This window comes from Porphyromonas sp. COT-108 OH2963 (assembly GCF_000768895.1).
Classification (GTDB): domain Bacteria; phylum Bacteroidota; class Bacteroidia; order Bacteroidales; family Porphyromonadaceae; genus Porphyromonas_A; species Porphyromonas_A canoris.
The window spans coordinates 112,658-128,903 of record NZ_JRAP01000009.1 but is presented as its reverse complement, the minus strand read 5'-3'; the positions used below and the strand labels follow the sequence as shown (position 1 = coordinate 128,903).

Genomic DNA, 16,246 nt, shown 5'->3' with positions numbered 1-16,246 from the left:
GAGAAAGGGGCTTATTTGTTGTACAATTTCGATACCGCTTCCCGGATCTCCTCTACGGTAGCAGTGGCAGGAAGAGAGTCATAACCGATCCGGAAAGAACACCCTTCCCGAAAAAGAGAACACCCATAAGCTCCATTCCCTCTCAGCAATGTCCCGGAAAGACAAGCCGGACAGACCACCGAAGTATCTATGCTTTTATAGGCATTATCGGCGGACTTCATGATGGAAGAGCCGTAGATCACCTCTTGGACAAGGTCTTTTACCAATACTTTCATCTCTTCCATGAAAGTATGAGGAGAGTATTTCCCTTTGTCTATAAGCTGCAGCTTGTACTCCCATTCGCCTGTCAGACGAACGCTTTTCAGAAGATCGCTCTTGATGATCCGGATGAGGGCTATTCCTTTTGCCGTCGGAATCAGATTCTTTCTCTTCTTCTCCACATAGCCGCGCTTTTGAATGGTTTCGATGATAGCGGATCGCGTAGAAGGCCTTCCGATACCTTTCTGCTTCATGGCCTCTTTCAGCTCTTCGTCTTCAACCAACTTTCCGGCTGTCTCCATGGCATTCAGCAGAGTTGCTTCCGTATATGGTTTTGGCGGTTGAGTCTGTTTCTCCTGCAAGTCCGGCTTATGAGGACCAGACTCTCCCTCAGTAAAAACGGGCAGGAGACCTGTTTCCTCTTCATCTTTTACAGACTCCTCCTTATCTGCCGGAGAGTCTGCAAAGACCGCTCTCCAGCCTAAAGATGTGATCTCTTTGCCTGTCGCACGGAATGGGATAGAGGCTACCTCTGCCGATATAGTGGTATTTTTGATCTCTGCATCCGGGTAAAAAGATGCGATGAAACGCTTTGATACAAGATAATAAACACGCTCTTCGTTTTCATTCAAGAAGCGTGGAGTCTCTCCGGTAGGTATTATCGCATGGTGGTCTGTTACCTTACTGTTATCCACAAACTTCTTATTCTTCTTTAGAGCCTTACCCAATAACGGAGCAACAATATCTCTCAAATCCGGAATGTTTGCAAGGTTCTGAAGCACGTTCGGACACTTGGAAAAGATGTCATCAGTAAGGTATGTCGTATCCACACGAGGGTATGTGAGCAGCCTCTTTTCGTACAAAGATTGTGCGCATTTCAGTGTATCGTCTGCCGTCAAACCCCATTTCTTGTTACACTCTATCTGCAGAGAAGTGAGGTCGAAAAGGCGAGGAGGTCCCTCTTTGGCAGCTTTTTTCTCCACTTTGGTTACGCGAAGCGGTTCGGAAAGGATCTGTTCGAGCACTTTTTGAGCCTCGGATGCCTCCTCATACTTCCCTTTTGTAGAGTTGAACAGAGTATCTCTATATGTTGTCTTTATCTCCCAATAAGGCTTCGAGACAAACTGTTCGATCTCCAGATGACGCTCCACAAGCAGAGCAAGAGTAGGCGTCTGCACTCGTCCTACGGAGAGTATTCCTTTCTCGTGAGCCGGTTTGAACCGTTGGGTGTACAGGCGTGTGGCATTGAGACCCAGTATCCAGTCGCCCACTGCCCGGCTCAGCCCTGCCATGTAAAGGTTCCGATAGTCGCTCTCAGGCTTGAGATTTTTGAACGCCTCCCTTATCGCCTCCTCCGTCATGGACGAAAGCCAAAGTCTCTTTACGGGTACTTTGCACTCTGCCAACTGGAGCACCCATCTCTGTATAAGCTCTCCCTCCTGTCCGGCATCACCGCAGTTTACAACCTCCGATGCCTGTGCGACAAGGTGCTTGATGACATTGAACTGTGACTCTATACCTTTTCCTTCTATCAGCTTGATACCGAACTTCTCCGGAATCATCGGCAGCTGCTCCAGAGACCACCTCTGCCATTCCGGCTTGTAGTCGTGCGGTTCTTTAAGAGTGCACAGATGTCCGAATGTCCACGTAACGCAATAGCCCTGCCCTTCAAGGTAGCCATCACGTCTTTGTGTAGCTCCAAGCACGGCGGCAATATCCCTTGCGGCAGAGGGTTTTTCGGCGATACAGAGAATCATCTTTACTTATATATAGAATGTATTACGAGAGCATACTCGCCTCCAAAGGTACAAAAATGGAATAGAATCCACTTTTCACTCCTCTTTTATCCCCTCTGAAAGTGGTTCCGATATTATTCTTTGTTAATCTCATTGGTACGAATCAGGTACCTTGCTAAACAACCATAAAGATGGGAACAACGTAGTTATTAAATGCTAAAAATAGGTCTTTACTATGTTAAATCTATCATTTTATTTGCTTACTTTGCATCCAATCGATCAAAAGAAAGATTTGAAACCTATAACAGACAACAAAAACACATAACTAAGAAAAGCTTTAATCATGAAGACAAACACCAAATTTGTTCTTGCCATCATCGGATCTTCCTGCCTCAGTGCAGTATTGGCAGTGGGCTTATATGCGGGATATACAGGTCTGAGAGGGACACACGTGGGAGACACTCACGCTATCGGAAACAGCGGAACGCCTTCAGCTGCTTTTGAAGGTAATATGCAGCAGGTGGCACTCGCTCCTGCCGGACTGCCCAAAGACTTTGTGGAAGCGGCAGAAAGGAGTGTGCACGGAGTAGTGCATATCCGTGCAGAACTTTCCAGAAACACTTCTCGTTCCGGTCGCAGGGCACAAGAAGAGTTTATAGACCCGTTTGAGTTTTTCTTCGGTCCGGGACAAGGTTCTCGTCGAATACAGCCACAACCCTCTTATTCCATGGGATCGGGAGTGATTATATCTTCCGATGGATACATCATAACCAATAACCACGTGGTAGAAGGCTCGAACAAGCTCACCATCACACTCAATGACAACAAGGAGTACAACGCTTCGATCATCGGAACGGACAAGGCTACCGATTTGGCTCTTCTCAAGATAGAAGCCAAAGATCTGCCTGTAATCCCGTTCGGAGACTCCGAAGCACTGAAAGTGGGAGAGTGGGTATTGGCTGTCGGAAACCCTTTCAATCTGACCTCTACGGTAACTGCCGGCATCGTGAGTGCGAAGGGACGAAACGGTATGCCTTCCGGCAATCTTCAGCAAATCTCTTCGTTCATCCAGACGGATGCAGCGGTAAACTCCGGTAACAGTGGTGGCGCTCTCGTCAATACACGAGGAGAGTTGGTGGGAATCAATACCATGATTTACTCTCAAAACGGACAGTTTGCCGGCTACTCCTTTGCTATTCCCGTATCCATTGCCTCCAAGGTGGTTACAGACCTCAAGCAGTATGGAGCGGTACAGCGTGCGATACTCGGAGTGGTCGGAAGCAATATAGATTCGGACTCTAAAGAGAAGTTCGGTCTCAAGGTTTCCGAGGGAGCGGTAGTGCAGGAGTTTGCCGATTTCAGCCCGGCCAAAGCGGCAGGTGTTCAGGTCGGAGACGTCATCACAGAGGTTAATGGTGCCAAGATTCGCAGTATCTCCGAACTGCAAGAGCAGATCTCCAAATATCGTCCGGGCGATCAGGTGAAGCTCCGAATAGATAGAAAAGGCAAGAGCATGGAGCTGAATGTTGCCCTTAAAAACAGCAAAGGCAACACGGAAGTGGTAAGAAAAGCCTCTTTCGACTCGCTTGGTGCTGCGTTCAGAGCACTTTCTGCCGAAAAGAGAAAGAGCCTCGGCATAGATTTCGGCGTGGAAGTTGCCGGCGTGGACGACGGCAGACTCAGCAAGGCAGGCATTCGCAAAGGCTTCATCATCCTTTCCGTGAACAATGTTGCAGTGCAGACACCGGAAGACATGGAGCGTATCGTGAACGAGGTAATCGCTTCATCTTCTTCGGACAAAGTACTGTTCATCAAAGGGTTGCAGCCTAATGGCGAAAGAAAATACTTTGCAATAGATCTCTCCTAAACCTTTAGAGGTTCAGGAAAGAGAGATCCTTGACAAGACAGACGGCTCTCTCACAAAGTTTGTCCACCTCCATGGTAGACGCCGGCTTTGTGAGAGAGCTTTTTTATACGCACAAATGTAGAAGCATCCGCATCTTAGAGACCTATTCTTCCGCAGGAGAGAGGTAGTAGATATGCGACCCCTGTCCTCGGCATCGCAGTCTGCCGGAGAGCGCAAAGGCTTTCAGCTCCCGTCCTGCGGTAGAAGCCGAGAGTCCGGTAAGGACGGCATAGACTTTTACTTTCAGAAAACCCTCCTCCCGAATATGTTTCAGCGCAGCAGCAAGACGCTCTGCCTCTCCGGTGGAAGCATCCGTATAGATGCGGCTATGCCCTCGTTTCAAGGAGCAGATATTGTTTCCTCTCCGTATAAGTTCCTTATCTGCCCGATAATTAACACCCCTCATCTCTATGCTTGTCGCATTTCGTTTACCGGCAACACTCTCCGGCTCTGTTCCCTCTTTCAGTCCCAAAGAAGCGGAAAATGTACCCAGACCATCCACCTTTACGGAAAAGCCTTGCGCTATAAGGCGGGCAATGCTCTGTGAAAGAGCGGTAACGATTCCTTTCACATCTCCCGGAGTGAAGCTCGAACTCTCACTGATCTCTTTTGCAAGATGTTCCAATCCAAGCTGTTGTATGATGACCATTTTGGGGTATTTCACTTGCTTGCCGGTCTTGCCCAGGTCGGGCATCTCTCTCATTCTGTACTCTGCCATGATTGTTCTGTTTTTGAAGTTATGGTTAATGCGATCACAAAAGTAGTTTGCCCTGTTCGGAGGTTCTGCCAAACGCTTCAAAATGTTGCCATCTTCTGCTGTTTTCCGGAAATCTCGTCTAAATTCGTGAAAATTACGCCTTGGTTTCCACAAGACAAGACTTGACTTCCAAAAACAGAGACACGACCTCTGCAAGTCAAACCTTGAAAAGAAGATCTTTAGCTGTTCGGACAGATTTGTAAACGGATTAAAAACAGTTTCCGAACGGATATAAAAGCTTTTCTTAAACGGCATAAGCAGAAATTTGCCACCCTTCAAACAGGCGTTTTCCCCGTTCATGCTTATCTTTTTCAGGAGTGCAAAAAGGCTCTTCTTCCTCATTGCAAGAGCTTGAAACCAATGTTCGGAATGTTTTTTCCACAATGATCCGAAGCTCCGGTTCGGTAGAAAAAGAGGTTTATCCATACTGCCATTTTGCTTTTGGTTAATTGTTCGTTATTTACTACCTTTGCAGTAATTTTCCCCTACTACGTATAACTATCATTAGATAATGAGACAACTCAAGATTCAGAAGTCTATAACCAATCGTGAAAGTGCTTCTTTGGACAAGTATCTGCAAGAGATCGGACGCGAAGAACTTATCACGGTGGAAGAGGAGGTAAAGTTGGCGCAAGCCATTCATCGCAATGATGAAAACTCCCAAGCCGCATTGGAAAAACTAACGAGAGCGAATCTTCGTTTTGTTGTGTCTGTGGCAAAACAGTACCAAAACCAGGGATTGAGCCTTCCCGACCTTATCAACGAAGGGAACTTAGGCTTGATCAAAGCAGCAGAGAAGTTCGATGAAACCAGAGGTTTTAAGTTTATATCTTATGCCGTGTGGTGGATCCGCCAATCCATTCTTCAAGCATTGGCAGAACAGTCGAGAATAGTTCGTCTGCCTCTCAACCAGGTCGGCAATATCTCCAAGATTCAGAAAGCGGTGATGAAGTTCGAGCAAGAGCACGAGCGCAAACCATCATCCGAAGAGCTTGCAGCAGCACTGGAGATGTCGGAAGACAAGGTAAACGAAACAATGAAAATAAACGGACGACAGCTTTCTGTAGATGCGCCTTTCGTGGAAGGAGAGGATAACAGCCTGCTGGACGTACTTGTGAATGATGATGCTCCTAATGCAGACCGAACTCTGATTAACGACTCTCTATCGTTGGAAATAGAACGAGCTCTTTCGACACTCACTCCAAGAGAGAGCGATATAATCAAGATGTTCTTCGGAATAGGCGGTTGTCCGGAAATGACATTGGAGGAAATCGGTGTGCGTTTCGGGCTTACAAGAGAGCGCGTAAGGCAGATTAAAGAGAAAGCCATCCGCAGACTAAGACAGGGCAATAGAAGTGTCCTTCTGAAGTCTTATCTGGGATAAGAAAAAGATTTTTCCTCATAAATAACCGGAAAGGGTATCGGAGCACTGTCTTCGATACCCTTTCTTCTATATGGAGGCACAGGGTAAAGAGAGCAGACATGAGCTTTTGCCTCACCAAATGAAGAGGCAAAATAGCTCTATTCTTCAAAAGATTTAATTAACTTTGGAAAGCTATGAAAGGACAAAATATAGAAACAAATATCATAGGCAATGCTTCAGCCAAAACAGGTATAAAGGCTTGGGCATTGCTCTTGCTGTCGGGGCTGCTATTCCTTACACCGATGAGCATGAATGCTCAAACGCTCGATCAGATAGAGACTCTTGCTCAACAAGGGCGGGTAGACGAAGCCGCAGAGGCAGGGTTAAAGCTTCTGCCCTCCTTGAAAAGGAAACCGATGGAGCGTCTGGATGTGGTACAGATCCTTGTGAAAAGTCATCTGTTCGCACAGGCAGAAGCTCAGCTGACCGATATAAAGAAGAACAGAAGAGCTTCCGACGCCATCAAAAAGAAAATTCAAGAGACAGAACGGATGATCGAACAGGAAAAGAGAGCGCTGCAAAGCATCAAGATACTCTCTTTGATAGATACGCTGCATCTTTCTGCCTCGGAAATAGGAGACGTTTTGCCGGAAATATTGGCTGCCCAAACAGGGGCTAAGAGTGTTTCGTTCAGAGAAAAGTCTTTCCATATCCACGGAGACTACCGGACGTGGAAAGTGGAACGAAATCCCGAAACGGGGACAGACCGAGTGGTAGTCTGGTTCGAGTCTCCCGACAAAGAGAGTGGAGACACCGGATATAGCTCTGTACCCGAAGGTCTTCCCACCGATGGAGAGATCTCCTGGCTATGTCTGATGCCTGACGGACAGACACTCTACTACTCCTATAAGGATACCATTCCGGGGAGCAGAAGCAATCTGTATGTAACCATGTTCCGCGAAAGCGATAACAGCTTTCTGCGTTCTCAAAAGCTCCCGATGCCGTTCACCGGCTATGCGGACGACATTGCCTACATGAATGATGAAGAGAACGACTTCGCATTCTTCCTCTCCAACAGAAACACCTTGAAGGATGAAGGAGAACCATCATATATATTATATGCTTTCAGACCATCCGAAACAAAGTCGGCTTCTCCGGATACAGATTTTGCAACACTCCGAGAACACCGAATGATGGAGCGTATATCTTGGAGCGACCGGAGAGTATCGTTAAGAGAGGCTTCGGGCAAAAAGAGAGAGAGCTACAATGATACTTCAAAGTCCGAACAACCTCTGTTTTACACAGCATCCGGAAGAGCGGTATATATCTCACACTCTAAGCTGACACAAGAGTACAGCAGGACATTGAGAGAGATGCAGACCGATGCCGAACGGCTAAAGCGTTTGAGGGAAGAGTATAAAACGATCTCCAAAGAGAGTCCCCGATATAAGAGCTTGAGCCAATCCATTCTCCATCTGGAGGGAAAAAGGGAAGAGCTGCAAAAGAGACTCAAATCCTTGAAGAACATGATAATATCTTCCATAGAATCGTAATATAAACACCACACCAAAATACAAAGATCATGATACTTCCTGTAACCACTATTCTTATTCTGCTGCTGTTTACGCTGCTTGCGGTGGCACTGGCTTTGGCAGAATTGTTCTTCATTCCGGGCTGGGGCATAGCCGGAACACTCTCTGTGGCACTGCTTATATGGTTGCTCTATTTTTCCTATACCATCTCTCCGATAGTGGCTTTATCGCTGCTGTTTCTCAGCCTGCTGCTCTTCTTCATTGGCGCATACTGGATATCGAAGACGAAAACATTGGATAAGATAGGGCTTAGCTCTAAAATAGAAGGTAAGAGTCCGAATGAAGCAGGAAGCGTTGCAGTGGGAATGACAGGCAAGACCACAAGCCGACTTGCTCTCTCCGGAAACATTCTCTTAGACGATACGGAAAAGATTGTAGAGGCTACATCGCTCGAAGGTTTGATAGATGAAAACGAAAGAGTGGAGATTGTACGCCTCGAAAGTGGTAAGATCCTCGTCAGAAGAATAGCCGATCAACATTAAAAACTCAACATATAAATCATATAACTATGCAAGAAACATTTTATCTCTGGATAGGGGTTGCCTTTGTGGCTATCATCCTCCTTTCCATTTTTCTTATCTATTTCCCTGTGCTGCTATGGATATCCGCACGTGTGTCGGGAGTGAGAATTTCTCTGTTGCAACTCTTTCTGATGCGCATCAGAAATGTTCCTCCTCATGTGATAACGAGAGCGATGATCGAGTCGCACAAGGCAGACCTCCAACTCACACGCGATGAACTCGAAGCCCACTACCTTGCAGGAGGACACGTAGAGCAGGTGGTACATGCTCTGGTATCTGCTTCCAAGGCAAACATAGACCTCCCATTCCAAATGGCTACCGCAATAGACCTTGCCGGTAGAGATGTCTTCCAAGCGGTTCAGATGTCTGTAAATCCGAAAGTGATAGATACTCCTCCGGTAACAGCCGTGGCTAAAGATGGTATCCAACTCATTGCCAAAGCTCGTGTAACCGTTCGTGCAAGCATAAAACAACTTGTAGGGGGAGCTGGAGAAGAGACCGTTTTGGCTCGTGTAGGCGAAGGTATCGTCTCTTCTATCGGTTCATCCGAAAGCCATAAGAGTGTCCTCGAAAATCCGGACTCTATCTCAAAACTGGTTCTTCGTAAAGGTCTCGATGCCGGAACGGCTTTTGAAATCCTCTCCATAGATATAGCGGATATAGATATAGGTCGAAACATCGGTGCGGTACTGCAGATGGACCAAGCTCAAGCGGACAAGAACATCGCACAAGCAAAGGCAGAAGAGCGTAGAGCCATGGCTGTGGCAAGCGAACAAGAGATGAAAGCTCTTGCCCAACAAGCCAGAGCGAAGGTGATAGAAGCAGAAGCAGAAGTGCCCAAAGCCATCGCCGAAGCATTCAGAAGCGGAAATCTCGGTATCATGGACTATTATCACTTGAAAAATATTCAGGCTGACACTTCCATGAGAGAGAGTATAGCGAAACCGCTTGATGTTAAACCCAAAAATCACGAAAAAGATGCTTAACAACAGTAAGCAGCCTATTCCGCCGTCGGAACTGATCATAAACAGCGATGGATCCATATTCCACCTGCACATGAAACCCGAACATCTTGCAGATAAAGTCATTGTCTGCGGAGATCCGGCACGTGTAGACAACATCGCTTCATTCCTTACAGATATTGAGTGTAATATTAGCAGCCGGGAGTTTCATTCGATTACCGGAAAGTATCAAGGCAAACGCATCACAGTCTTGTCCCATGGAATCGGTGGAGACAATATAGAGATCGTAATGAACGAACTCGATATGTTGGCTAATGTGGACTTTGATACCCGTTTGGTTAAAGATGAATTTCGCAAGCTCGATATCATACGTATCGGAACATCCGGAGGGCTTCAGGACATCTCTCCGATAGGGACATACGTGGCGGCAAAGTATGCAATAGGTTTTGATGGCGTATTGAACTTCTATGCCGGTCGGGATCAAGTTTGCGATTTGGCGTTTGAAAAAGAGCTTATGAAACAATTGGACTGGAAAATAAAAGGACTTCTTCCATACGTTGTAGAGGCTCCGGATCCGCTTGTAGACAGAATCTGTAAAGATGATATACTAAAAGGCGTTACCATTGCCGCAAACGGATTTTATGCTCCACAGGGTAGAAAGTTACGCTTTGAACTTGCAGACCCGGATCTAAACAGGAAGATTCAGGCATTTTCATGGAATAACCGGATCATCACAAACTTTGAAATGGAGTCTTCTGCCCTTGCCGGCATAGGGGCTGTACTGGGACACAATGTCCTCACAGTCTGTTGTATAATAGCAGGAAGAAAGGCTCAAAAAATGAATGTCGACTATAAACAATCTTTACAAAACCTTATCCGGATTGTATTGGAAAGAATCTGATAAAACGCTCAAAACCGAGAGAGGTTTCTGTATATAAAAAGAGGAAAAGCGGTGTTTAATTTAAGAATACCGCTTTCCTTTTATATATTTTTACTATCTTTGTACTATACTGAAGGAGTTATCTACTACGATAAACACATTCGTAATGTTCTAAATTTTATAACCATGAAAAGAAAACATCTACTGACTGCCCTTCTGATTGGGGCTTCCGCTTTTGGAATTACAAATGCTCAGGTAAGAGACGTCAGCGTAACCGTTTCTCCCTTGATCGAGTACCAGTGGTGGAATAAAAATATCAATCTTGAAAACAATATGTTCTATGGGCTTCGTGCCGGATTTGGATTTGGTCCGCATTTCGAACTGAGAGCTATTGCTGAAAAATCTTTTGACCTCAAAGGGAAACTCAAGAGTCTCAATTGGAATGTTGCAGATAATCTTGCAGAAAAGCTACCTAATCACTCGTTGGATATTACACGCATTGGAGGAGAAGCCAAGCTCAATATATTCTCCGGCGTATCGTTCTCTCCTTATATATTGGCAGGGACCGGTATTCAGTATTTCGACTATAACCCATTGACAGAAGGCACGGACGCCAGAGCGCATAAAGAGCAACAGATCTATGCCTCTTTGGGTGCAGGTCTCAAGATGAATATCTCCCCGCGCGTGGTTTTCTCTTTGGAAGCGAAGCAGTTGCTGTTCAATATGGACCCGACGAATGCGTATCTGAATCCGCATACACAGAATAAGAACGAGTTTTTGAAGAACTACTCCGCTCTTGCATCCCTGGATATATACCTTGGCGGATCCAATCCAAGATTGAACACATCCTTGGACAGACGTGTCCGTGACAGTTATACAGGAGGTTTTGCACGCGGACTCAAATTTGTTCTTGAACCGGGTGTAGCCTTCATGGACTTCAATGAAAACTTCCCGTATAAAGACCAATGGTTTGTGGGAGGTTCTGCCGGAATAGACTTCTCTTCCCTTGTCGGCATACGTGGTTACTACTATCAGGCAACAGAGGAACCGGGAAAACTCTCCACGAAGTTCAATAAAGAGTTGCGCATGTACGGGGCTAACGTGATTGCACGCCTCAATCAGCCTCGCGGCGTTGTACCTTACTTGCAGTTTGGTGCCGGCTATCTTGATGCAAGAAAAGATGAAAAGGAAATCAATCAAACCGATTTCAACAAAAACAATCTCTTTGCACAGGCAGGAGCAGGTATAGAAATACCTCTTTCTCGCTACTTTGCTCTTTACGGTACAGCCAATGCCATCTTGATGTCCAAGCAGGATGTTTCTCCCGAAAAGATCGTTACGCCTTCTCAAGTAAAAGCCAACATGATGTACACAGCAGGTTTACGCATCAATCTTGGTGCTCCTGTCAAGAGTGCTTCTACGCTTTACGGCTCTGCTTTGGAAAGAGAGAGAGAGAGAAGCAATGCTGAGATCAATGCACTTCGTGCCGAGTATGAAGACAAGCTTGCCGCTATCAACCAACAGCTTGCAGAAGCTCTAAAGGCAGGAGATGACGCACAAGTGGAAACACTTATGGAGCAACGCAAAGAGGTCTTGGAAGAAAAGAGCGTTACAAGCAAGAAGATAGAAACCGTATCTCAACCGAGAAGCAGTGAAACAATGACGGCTCGCGAGTTTGAAGAGCTTGTGGACAGAGTAGTAGAGAAAGTACTTACACAAAGAAAATCACGTAGAAGCCACGCTGTTTCGGACGCAGATTTTGCTTTGGTTCTATCGGCTCTCCGTCAAGATCAAAGAGGTATGGCACCATCTTCCAACGATGCTTTGGTAGCCGAACTGAAGGCTCTCATAGAGAAGATGGACAGAAACTACGACACACTTCTCCGCTCCAACGTGCAGCCGCAACCCTCTACAACGGTCATCATGCCTACGCAACCGAGACAGTCCACACCGCTTGTTGCTCCAGCCCAACCGGTAATCATCAATCCGGAACATGCGGCACAACCAAATGCCAAAGAGGGACGCCGAGTGATTTCAAAGTCAATGGAGGGAGACGCTTATCAGACTTCCACCAAAACCGCATTCCTCAGATACAACACTTTGGCACCTATCGTCGGAGTAAACTTCGGTGAACAACTTTCAGCCAATATTGGTCTCCGTGCTTACCTGCAAGTGAGCGATACCAACTTTGACTTCGTTCCCGAACTGTTCATAGCATTGGGCAAAAAGACCGGTTATGGTCTTTCCGGTAATGTGATATACAATATATCGCTTCCTGCAGATTCGCCTATCCAACCTTACATTGGCTTTGGATTGGGACTGTTTAAGCAATACGACACGATGAGAGCCGGTAGTAACATCATACTCGGAACCAACCTTAAGGTGGGCGAGAACTCTATCTTCGTGGACTATTCTACACGCAACTTATTCCAAAACAACCAGATTACAGTAGGATATCGCTTCGTATTCTAACCCCAAAATTCGATGTTAGATTATGAGAAAAATACTTATAACAGCTATTCTTCTTCTCTCTGTGCCCGGCTTTGTATGGGCACAGAAGAAGGAGGTTGTACACAAAAAAGAGTCTAAAGAGAAGGTTCGCAAGACCAGTGTACTACGTCCGGGAGAGGGAGAAAAGCTTATCCCGATCTCACGCCAACAGGCAGAAATCCTGGTTACGGAGCTTGTAACCGCCGCCCTCGAAAGAGACTCCATCGAATCTCAAAGAGAGTTGGATGCTCTTGTGATGCGCACCAAAATAGAGGCTCTCAAGCGTAAGATGATAGACGAAGCGTTGGCAAAGAGTTACAGCGGACACCTTGAGGCTCGCCTGGATCGCCTTGAAAGGCTCTTACTTCTAATGGTAGCCAACAACAGCAAGCTGCCTCCGCAAGTCCTCCAGACACTTATCTTACCGGAGTCCGGTGCTGCTCCTGCTGTGTTGCCGTCATCGGCACCTGTTATCGTAAACACTGCTCCGCAACCTCCTCGTTCGGTAGTGGAGCCTCCGATACTCAGAGAAGAGAGCCGGATGAAACCCCAAACAGCTCTTCCGTTGGTGGAAGAGAGGGTTTCTGCTCCTGCATCACCTCAAGATCAGAGAGCCGCAAAGGTAGAGCTTACGATTGATGCCAAAAATCTTCCTAAGGATACCATTGTGGAGTATATCCAAGTGGCACAGGCAAGAACACCGCGCATCTCTCACAAGATCTTCTTCCCCGTAGGTTCTCACAAGATTTCCGGAGAGTACGAGACAGCTCTGCAGCAGGTGATTACCTATCTGGAAACCTATCTCGACCAACGCATCCGCCTCAACGGATATGCTTCTCCTGAGGGAAATCTGGCTAAAAACAACGCTCTCTCCGCAAAGAGAGTAGAAGCCGTAAAGCGTTACCTCATGGATAAAGGCGTATCACCATCTCGCATAGATGCTTACATGGGCGGCATAGACAGTGTTTCCTCCACTCCGGCACAAGCCAGACGTGTGGAGATTGTCTCTATTGATAACGACTAAAATCGGTCTGATCCGATCTTATATCCAAAGCCCGAAGACTCTCCCACAGAGTTGCTTCGGGCTTTTTCTTGCAAAAACGAATGATGAGAAACAAAATCAAAATAGACCTCTGCATCTCTCCCCTTCTGCTCCCGCCCTACTCGGAAGGTGTGGATAGAGTGGTTGTCGTGGATGTTTGGCGTGCAAGCAGCACCATCATAACGATGTTGGGCAATGGTGCAAAGGCGGTCTATCCGCTCGACTCTCTGGAAAAGGCAGAAGCCAAAGCCGCAATGGGAGAGATTGTAGGCGCGGAGAGAGACGCACGCAGATGCTCTTTTGCCCGGTGCGGCAACTCTCCCTGCGAGTATCAGCCCCATTTGGTGGCAGGCAGATTCATATATTTCACGACCACCAATGGCACTCACGCCTTGGCGGAAGCGATGAAGATAGCAAAAGAAGAAGTACTGGTCGGAGCATTTATCAACATCGAAGCCCTCGCTCGCTACCTTGCCCGACACTCCGGAACGGTACTGATACTTGCAGCCGGATGGCGAGACAAGATGAGCTTGGAAGACTCCCTGTTTGCCGGTGCGCTGTACAGCTCTCTGAGCAGACTTGCCGACCTCACTCCGCTATCGGACTCCATAAGATCCATGAACACCATTTGGAACGATCACAATGAAGAGTTGGCTCTCTATCTCTCCACTACCGACCACTACGCTCGCCTCGAAGCTCTCGGGCTGGAAGAAGATGCCGCCTACTGCCTGAAGCAGAGCATTTGGGATGTCGTTCCCGTCTGCCAAAACATCAAAGGTGAAACCATGATAGTGGATAAGCAGGGCCGATAACCGCCAAAGCGGTATGCAAACTCCTTTTAACCTTTTTGGAAAAAGGGCTAAACCCGTTCAAAAGTTTCGCTAAACAGATACAAGGGATAAAAACAAGGCTTGGTCTCCAAAAATCGTAGTTTGATTTTTAGAGACCAAGCCTTGTTTTGTGGAAGTCGAACCTCTATCCAAAAATTTTAACCGCTTTACGCCTTTTATTGAACCGTATCGGCAAAACTTCTTAACCCTTTTACCTCTTTTTTCATCAAGCATCACACCCGACCCTCTTGCCGTAAAGAGAAAAAAGAAAGCAGAAATCAGAAGAGTCCGGACACACCAAAACTCTCCGGAAGAGCTGTTTATCGCATCCGGACACCCTGTTTGGAGAAGCGGAAAGAGGGTAACAAAAAAGGTGTCGAAGCGTCATCCACCGAGATGTTCTCCGACACCTTCTAAAGAAGTAGCGAGACCGAGAATTGAACTCGGGACCTCATGATTATGAATCATGCGCTCTAACCATCTGAGCTATCTCGCCGTTTGCTGTGCAAAGATAAGTCAAAAGATTTGAACTCACAACACCAATTCCCTATTTTTTCTCTGCAACAGCCATATCCGAGAAGTGATCTGTCATTTACGGCAATGTTTAGAATTTGAATCTCTGCCTGTTCCGCATCCGTTACGATACAGATGGTTCTGTATTGACGACCTATTCCTCACTCTTTTTTACCTTGAGACCATGCTGCTACTAATATCCTCCCCAAAAGAGTTAAAGTGGGAAAAAGGAGCATCAAGGCGTTATCCCTCCCGTCTGTCTCCCAAAGAAGCGAGGTAAGAGTCCGCCAAAACCAGAGCAGCCATAGCCTCCACGATAGGGACTGCACGAGGCAAGACGCACGGATCGTGCCGTCCGGCAATTTCGATCTCCACCTGTTCTCCGGCCTTATTCACGCTCTGCTGTTTCTTTGAAATACTTGAAACCGGTTTGAATCCTACTCTGAAACGGATCACTTCTCCATTGGAAATACCTCCCTGAATACCTCCGGAGTGGTTGGAAAGCGTGGCTATGCCACGAGGAGAGTGCGGACACGGCACAAAGGAGTCGTTCTGCTCGCTTCCTCTGGCATGGCATCCGGCAAAGCCGTCTCCCAGCTCGAATGCCTTGCAAGCGTTTATGCTGAGCATCGCAGAAGAGAGTTTTGCACTCAGTTTATCATATAAAGGTGCTCCCCATCCGGGAGGAACTCCCCGAATAATGCAGGCAATAGTACCTCCAACGCTGTCTCCCTCCTCTCTTGCAGCCTTTATCTCCTCTTCCATTTCACGGGCAGTTTGGGAGAGGGGCGTTCTCACGGCATGAGCCTCCACCTCTTCTTTCATCACAAAATCCAAGTAAATCTGAGGCATGGAGACCTTTCCGAGAGAAGCCGTATAGGCTACTATCTCTATCCCCATATCGTTAAGGATCTGCATTGCAATGGCTCCGGCAGCAACCCGAACGGCTGTCTCTCGTGCGGAAGAGCGTCCTCCGCCACGATGATCCCGTACACCATACTTGGCTGTGTAGGTATAGTCGGCATGAGAAGGGCGGTAAACCTGTTCGAGAGAAGAGTAGTCACCGGAACGTTGATCCGAATTTCTGATAAGAAAAGCGATAGGCGCTCCTGTGGTGATGCCATCCATGAGTCCGGAAAGAAACTCTATCCGATCCTCTTCTTTACGGGGCGTGGTAAGATCCGAACCGCCCGGTCTTCTCCTGTCCAAAGCTTCCTGCACTTCATCCAAGCGCAGTGCCACTCCTGCCGGACAGCCATCTATAACGCCTCCAATGGCTGCGCCGTGACTCTCTCCAAAGGTCGTAAGACGAAAATGTGTGCCTATCGTATTCATGATAATTGCCGTTTAATTTCTGTTTATCAAGGGGAAATTGCCTCTTCTTACGCTTCAAAGA

12 protein-coding genes and 1 tRNA gene are annotated in these 16,246 nt (G+C 47.0%); 9 read left to right on the top strand and 4 right to left on the bottom strand.

What is annotated here, in order from left to right:
* Positions 1-11 precede the first annotated feature (11 nt).
* Positions 12-2,015 (bottom strand): DNA topoisomerase 3, encoded by a 2,004-nt coding sequence (locus HQ39_RS06345; RefSeq protein ID WP_036864764.1) that lies wholly within the window; start codon positions 2,013-2,015, stop codon positions 12-14.
* 322 nt (positions 2,016-2,337) lie between these two features.
* Here HQ39_RS06345 and HQ39_RS06340 point away from each other — a divergent pair, with 322 nt between their 5' ends.
* Positions 2,338-3,861, top strand: coding sequence for a Do family serine endopeptidase (locus tag HQ39_RS06340; protein WP_036864762.1), 1,524 nt, complete (start codon positions 2,338-2,340; stop codon positions 3,859-3,861).
* 142 nt (positions 3,862-4,003) lie between these two features.
* Here HQ39_RS06340 and HQ39_RS09600 read toward each other — a convergent pair whose 3' ends face one another.
* Positions 4,004-4,618, bottom strand: a complete 615-nt coding sequence (locus HQ39_RS09600; RefSeq protein ID WP_036864813.1) for an HU family DNA-binding protein — start codon at positions 4,616-4,618, stop codon at positions 4,004-4,006.
* Positions 4,619-5,168: 550 nt separating this feature from the next.
* On the opposite strand from HQ39_RS09600, the gene HQ39_RS06330 reads away from it, so the two are divergent.
* From HQ39_RS06330 to HQ39_RS06295, 8 genes are all read left to right on the top strand, one after another.
* A complete protein-coding gene (locus HQ39_RS06330) occupies positions 5,169-6,041 on the top strand; it encodes an RNA polymerase sigma factor RpoD/SigA (protein ID WP_036790302.1) in 873 nt (290 codons plus the stop codon).
* A gap of 173 nt (positions 6,042-6,214) precedes the next feature.
* The gene (locus tag HQ39_RS06325; protein WP_036864760.1) at positions 6,215-7,573 is read left to right on the top strand and encodes a hypothetical protein; all 1,359 of its coding nucleotides are present in this window, start codon (positions 6,215-6,217) and stop codon (positions 7,571-7,573) included.
* Between the two features lie 29 nt (positions 7,574-7,602).
* Positions 7,603-8,094, top strand: coding sequence for an NfeD family protein (locus tag HQ39_RS06320; RefSeq protein ID WP_036864757.1), 492 nt, complete (start codon positions 7,603-7,605; stop codon positions 8,092-8,094).
* A 26-nt stretch (positions 8,095-8,120) separates the two neighbouring features.
* Complete coding sequence (floA, locus tag HQ39_RS06315; protein ID WP_036847235.1) at positions 8,121-9,119, top strand: flotillin-like protein FloA; 999 nt, start codon at positions 8,121-8,123, stop codon at positions 9,117-9,119.
* Positions 9,112-9,996 carry a nucleoside phosphorylase gene (locus HQ39_RS06310; RefSeq protein ID WP_036864754.1) on the top strand — a complete coding sequence of 295 codons (885 nt, stop codon included), beginning with the start codon at positions 9,112-9,114 and terminating at the stop codon, positions 9,994-9,996. The genes floA and HQ39_RS06310 overlap by 8 nt, the downstream gene beginning before the upstream one ends.
* 165 nt (positions 9,997-10,161) lie before the next feature.
* On the top strand, positions 10,162-12,447 hold the full coding sequence (locus HQ39_RS06305) for an outer membrane beta-barrel protein (RefSeq protein WP_036864752.1): 2,286 nt from the start codon (positions 10,162-10,164) through the stop codon (positions 12,445-12,447).
* Positions 12,448-12,469: 22 nt separating this feature from the next.
* Positions 12,470-13,489 carry an OmpA family protein gene (locus HQ39_RS09250; RefSeq protein WP_052079505.1) on the top strand — a complete coding sequence of 340 codons (1,020 nt, stop codon included), beginning with the start codon at positions 12,470-12,472 and terminating at the stop codon, positions 13,487-13,489.
* Positions 13,490-13,569: 80 nt separating this feature from the next.
* Positions 13,570-14,319, top strand: a complete 750-nt coding sequence (locus HQ39_RS06295; RefSeq protein WP_081965402.1) for a 2-phosphosulfolactate phosphatase — start codon at positions 13,570-13,572, stop codon at positions 14,317-14,319.
* Between the two features lie 440 nt (positions 14,320-14,759).
* On the opposite strand, the gene HQ39_RS06290 is transcribed toward HQ39_RS06295, so the two are convergent.
* Both HQ39_RS06290 and aroC read right to left on the bottom strand, forming a co-directional pair.
* Positions 14,760-14,833: transfer RNA gene (locus tag HQ39_RS06290), tRNA-Met, on the bottom strand.
* A 260-nt stretch (positions 14,834-15,093) separates the two neighbouring features.
* Entirely contained in the window at positions 15,094-16,185 is a 1,092-nt protein-coding gene (gene aroC / locus HQ39_RS06285; RefSeq protein ID WP_036864749.1) for a chorismate synthase, read from the bottom strand.
* Positions 16,186-16,246 lie beyond the last annotated feature (61 nt).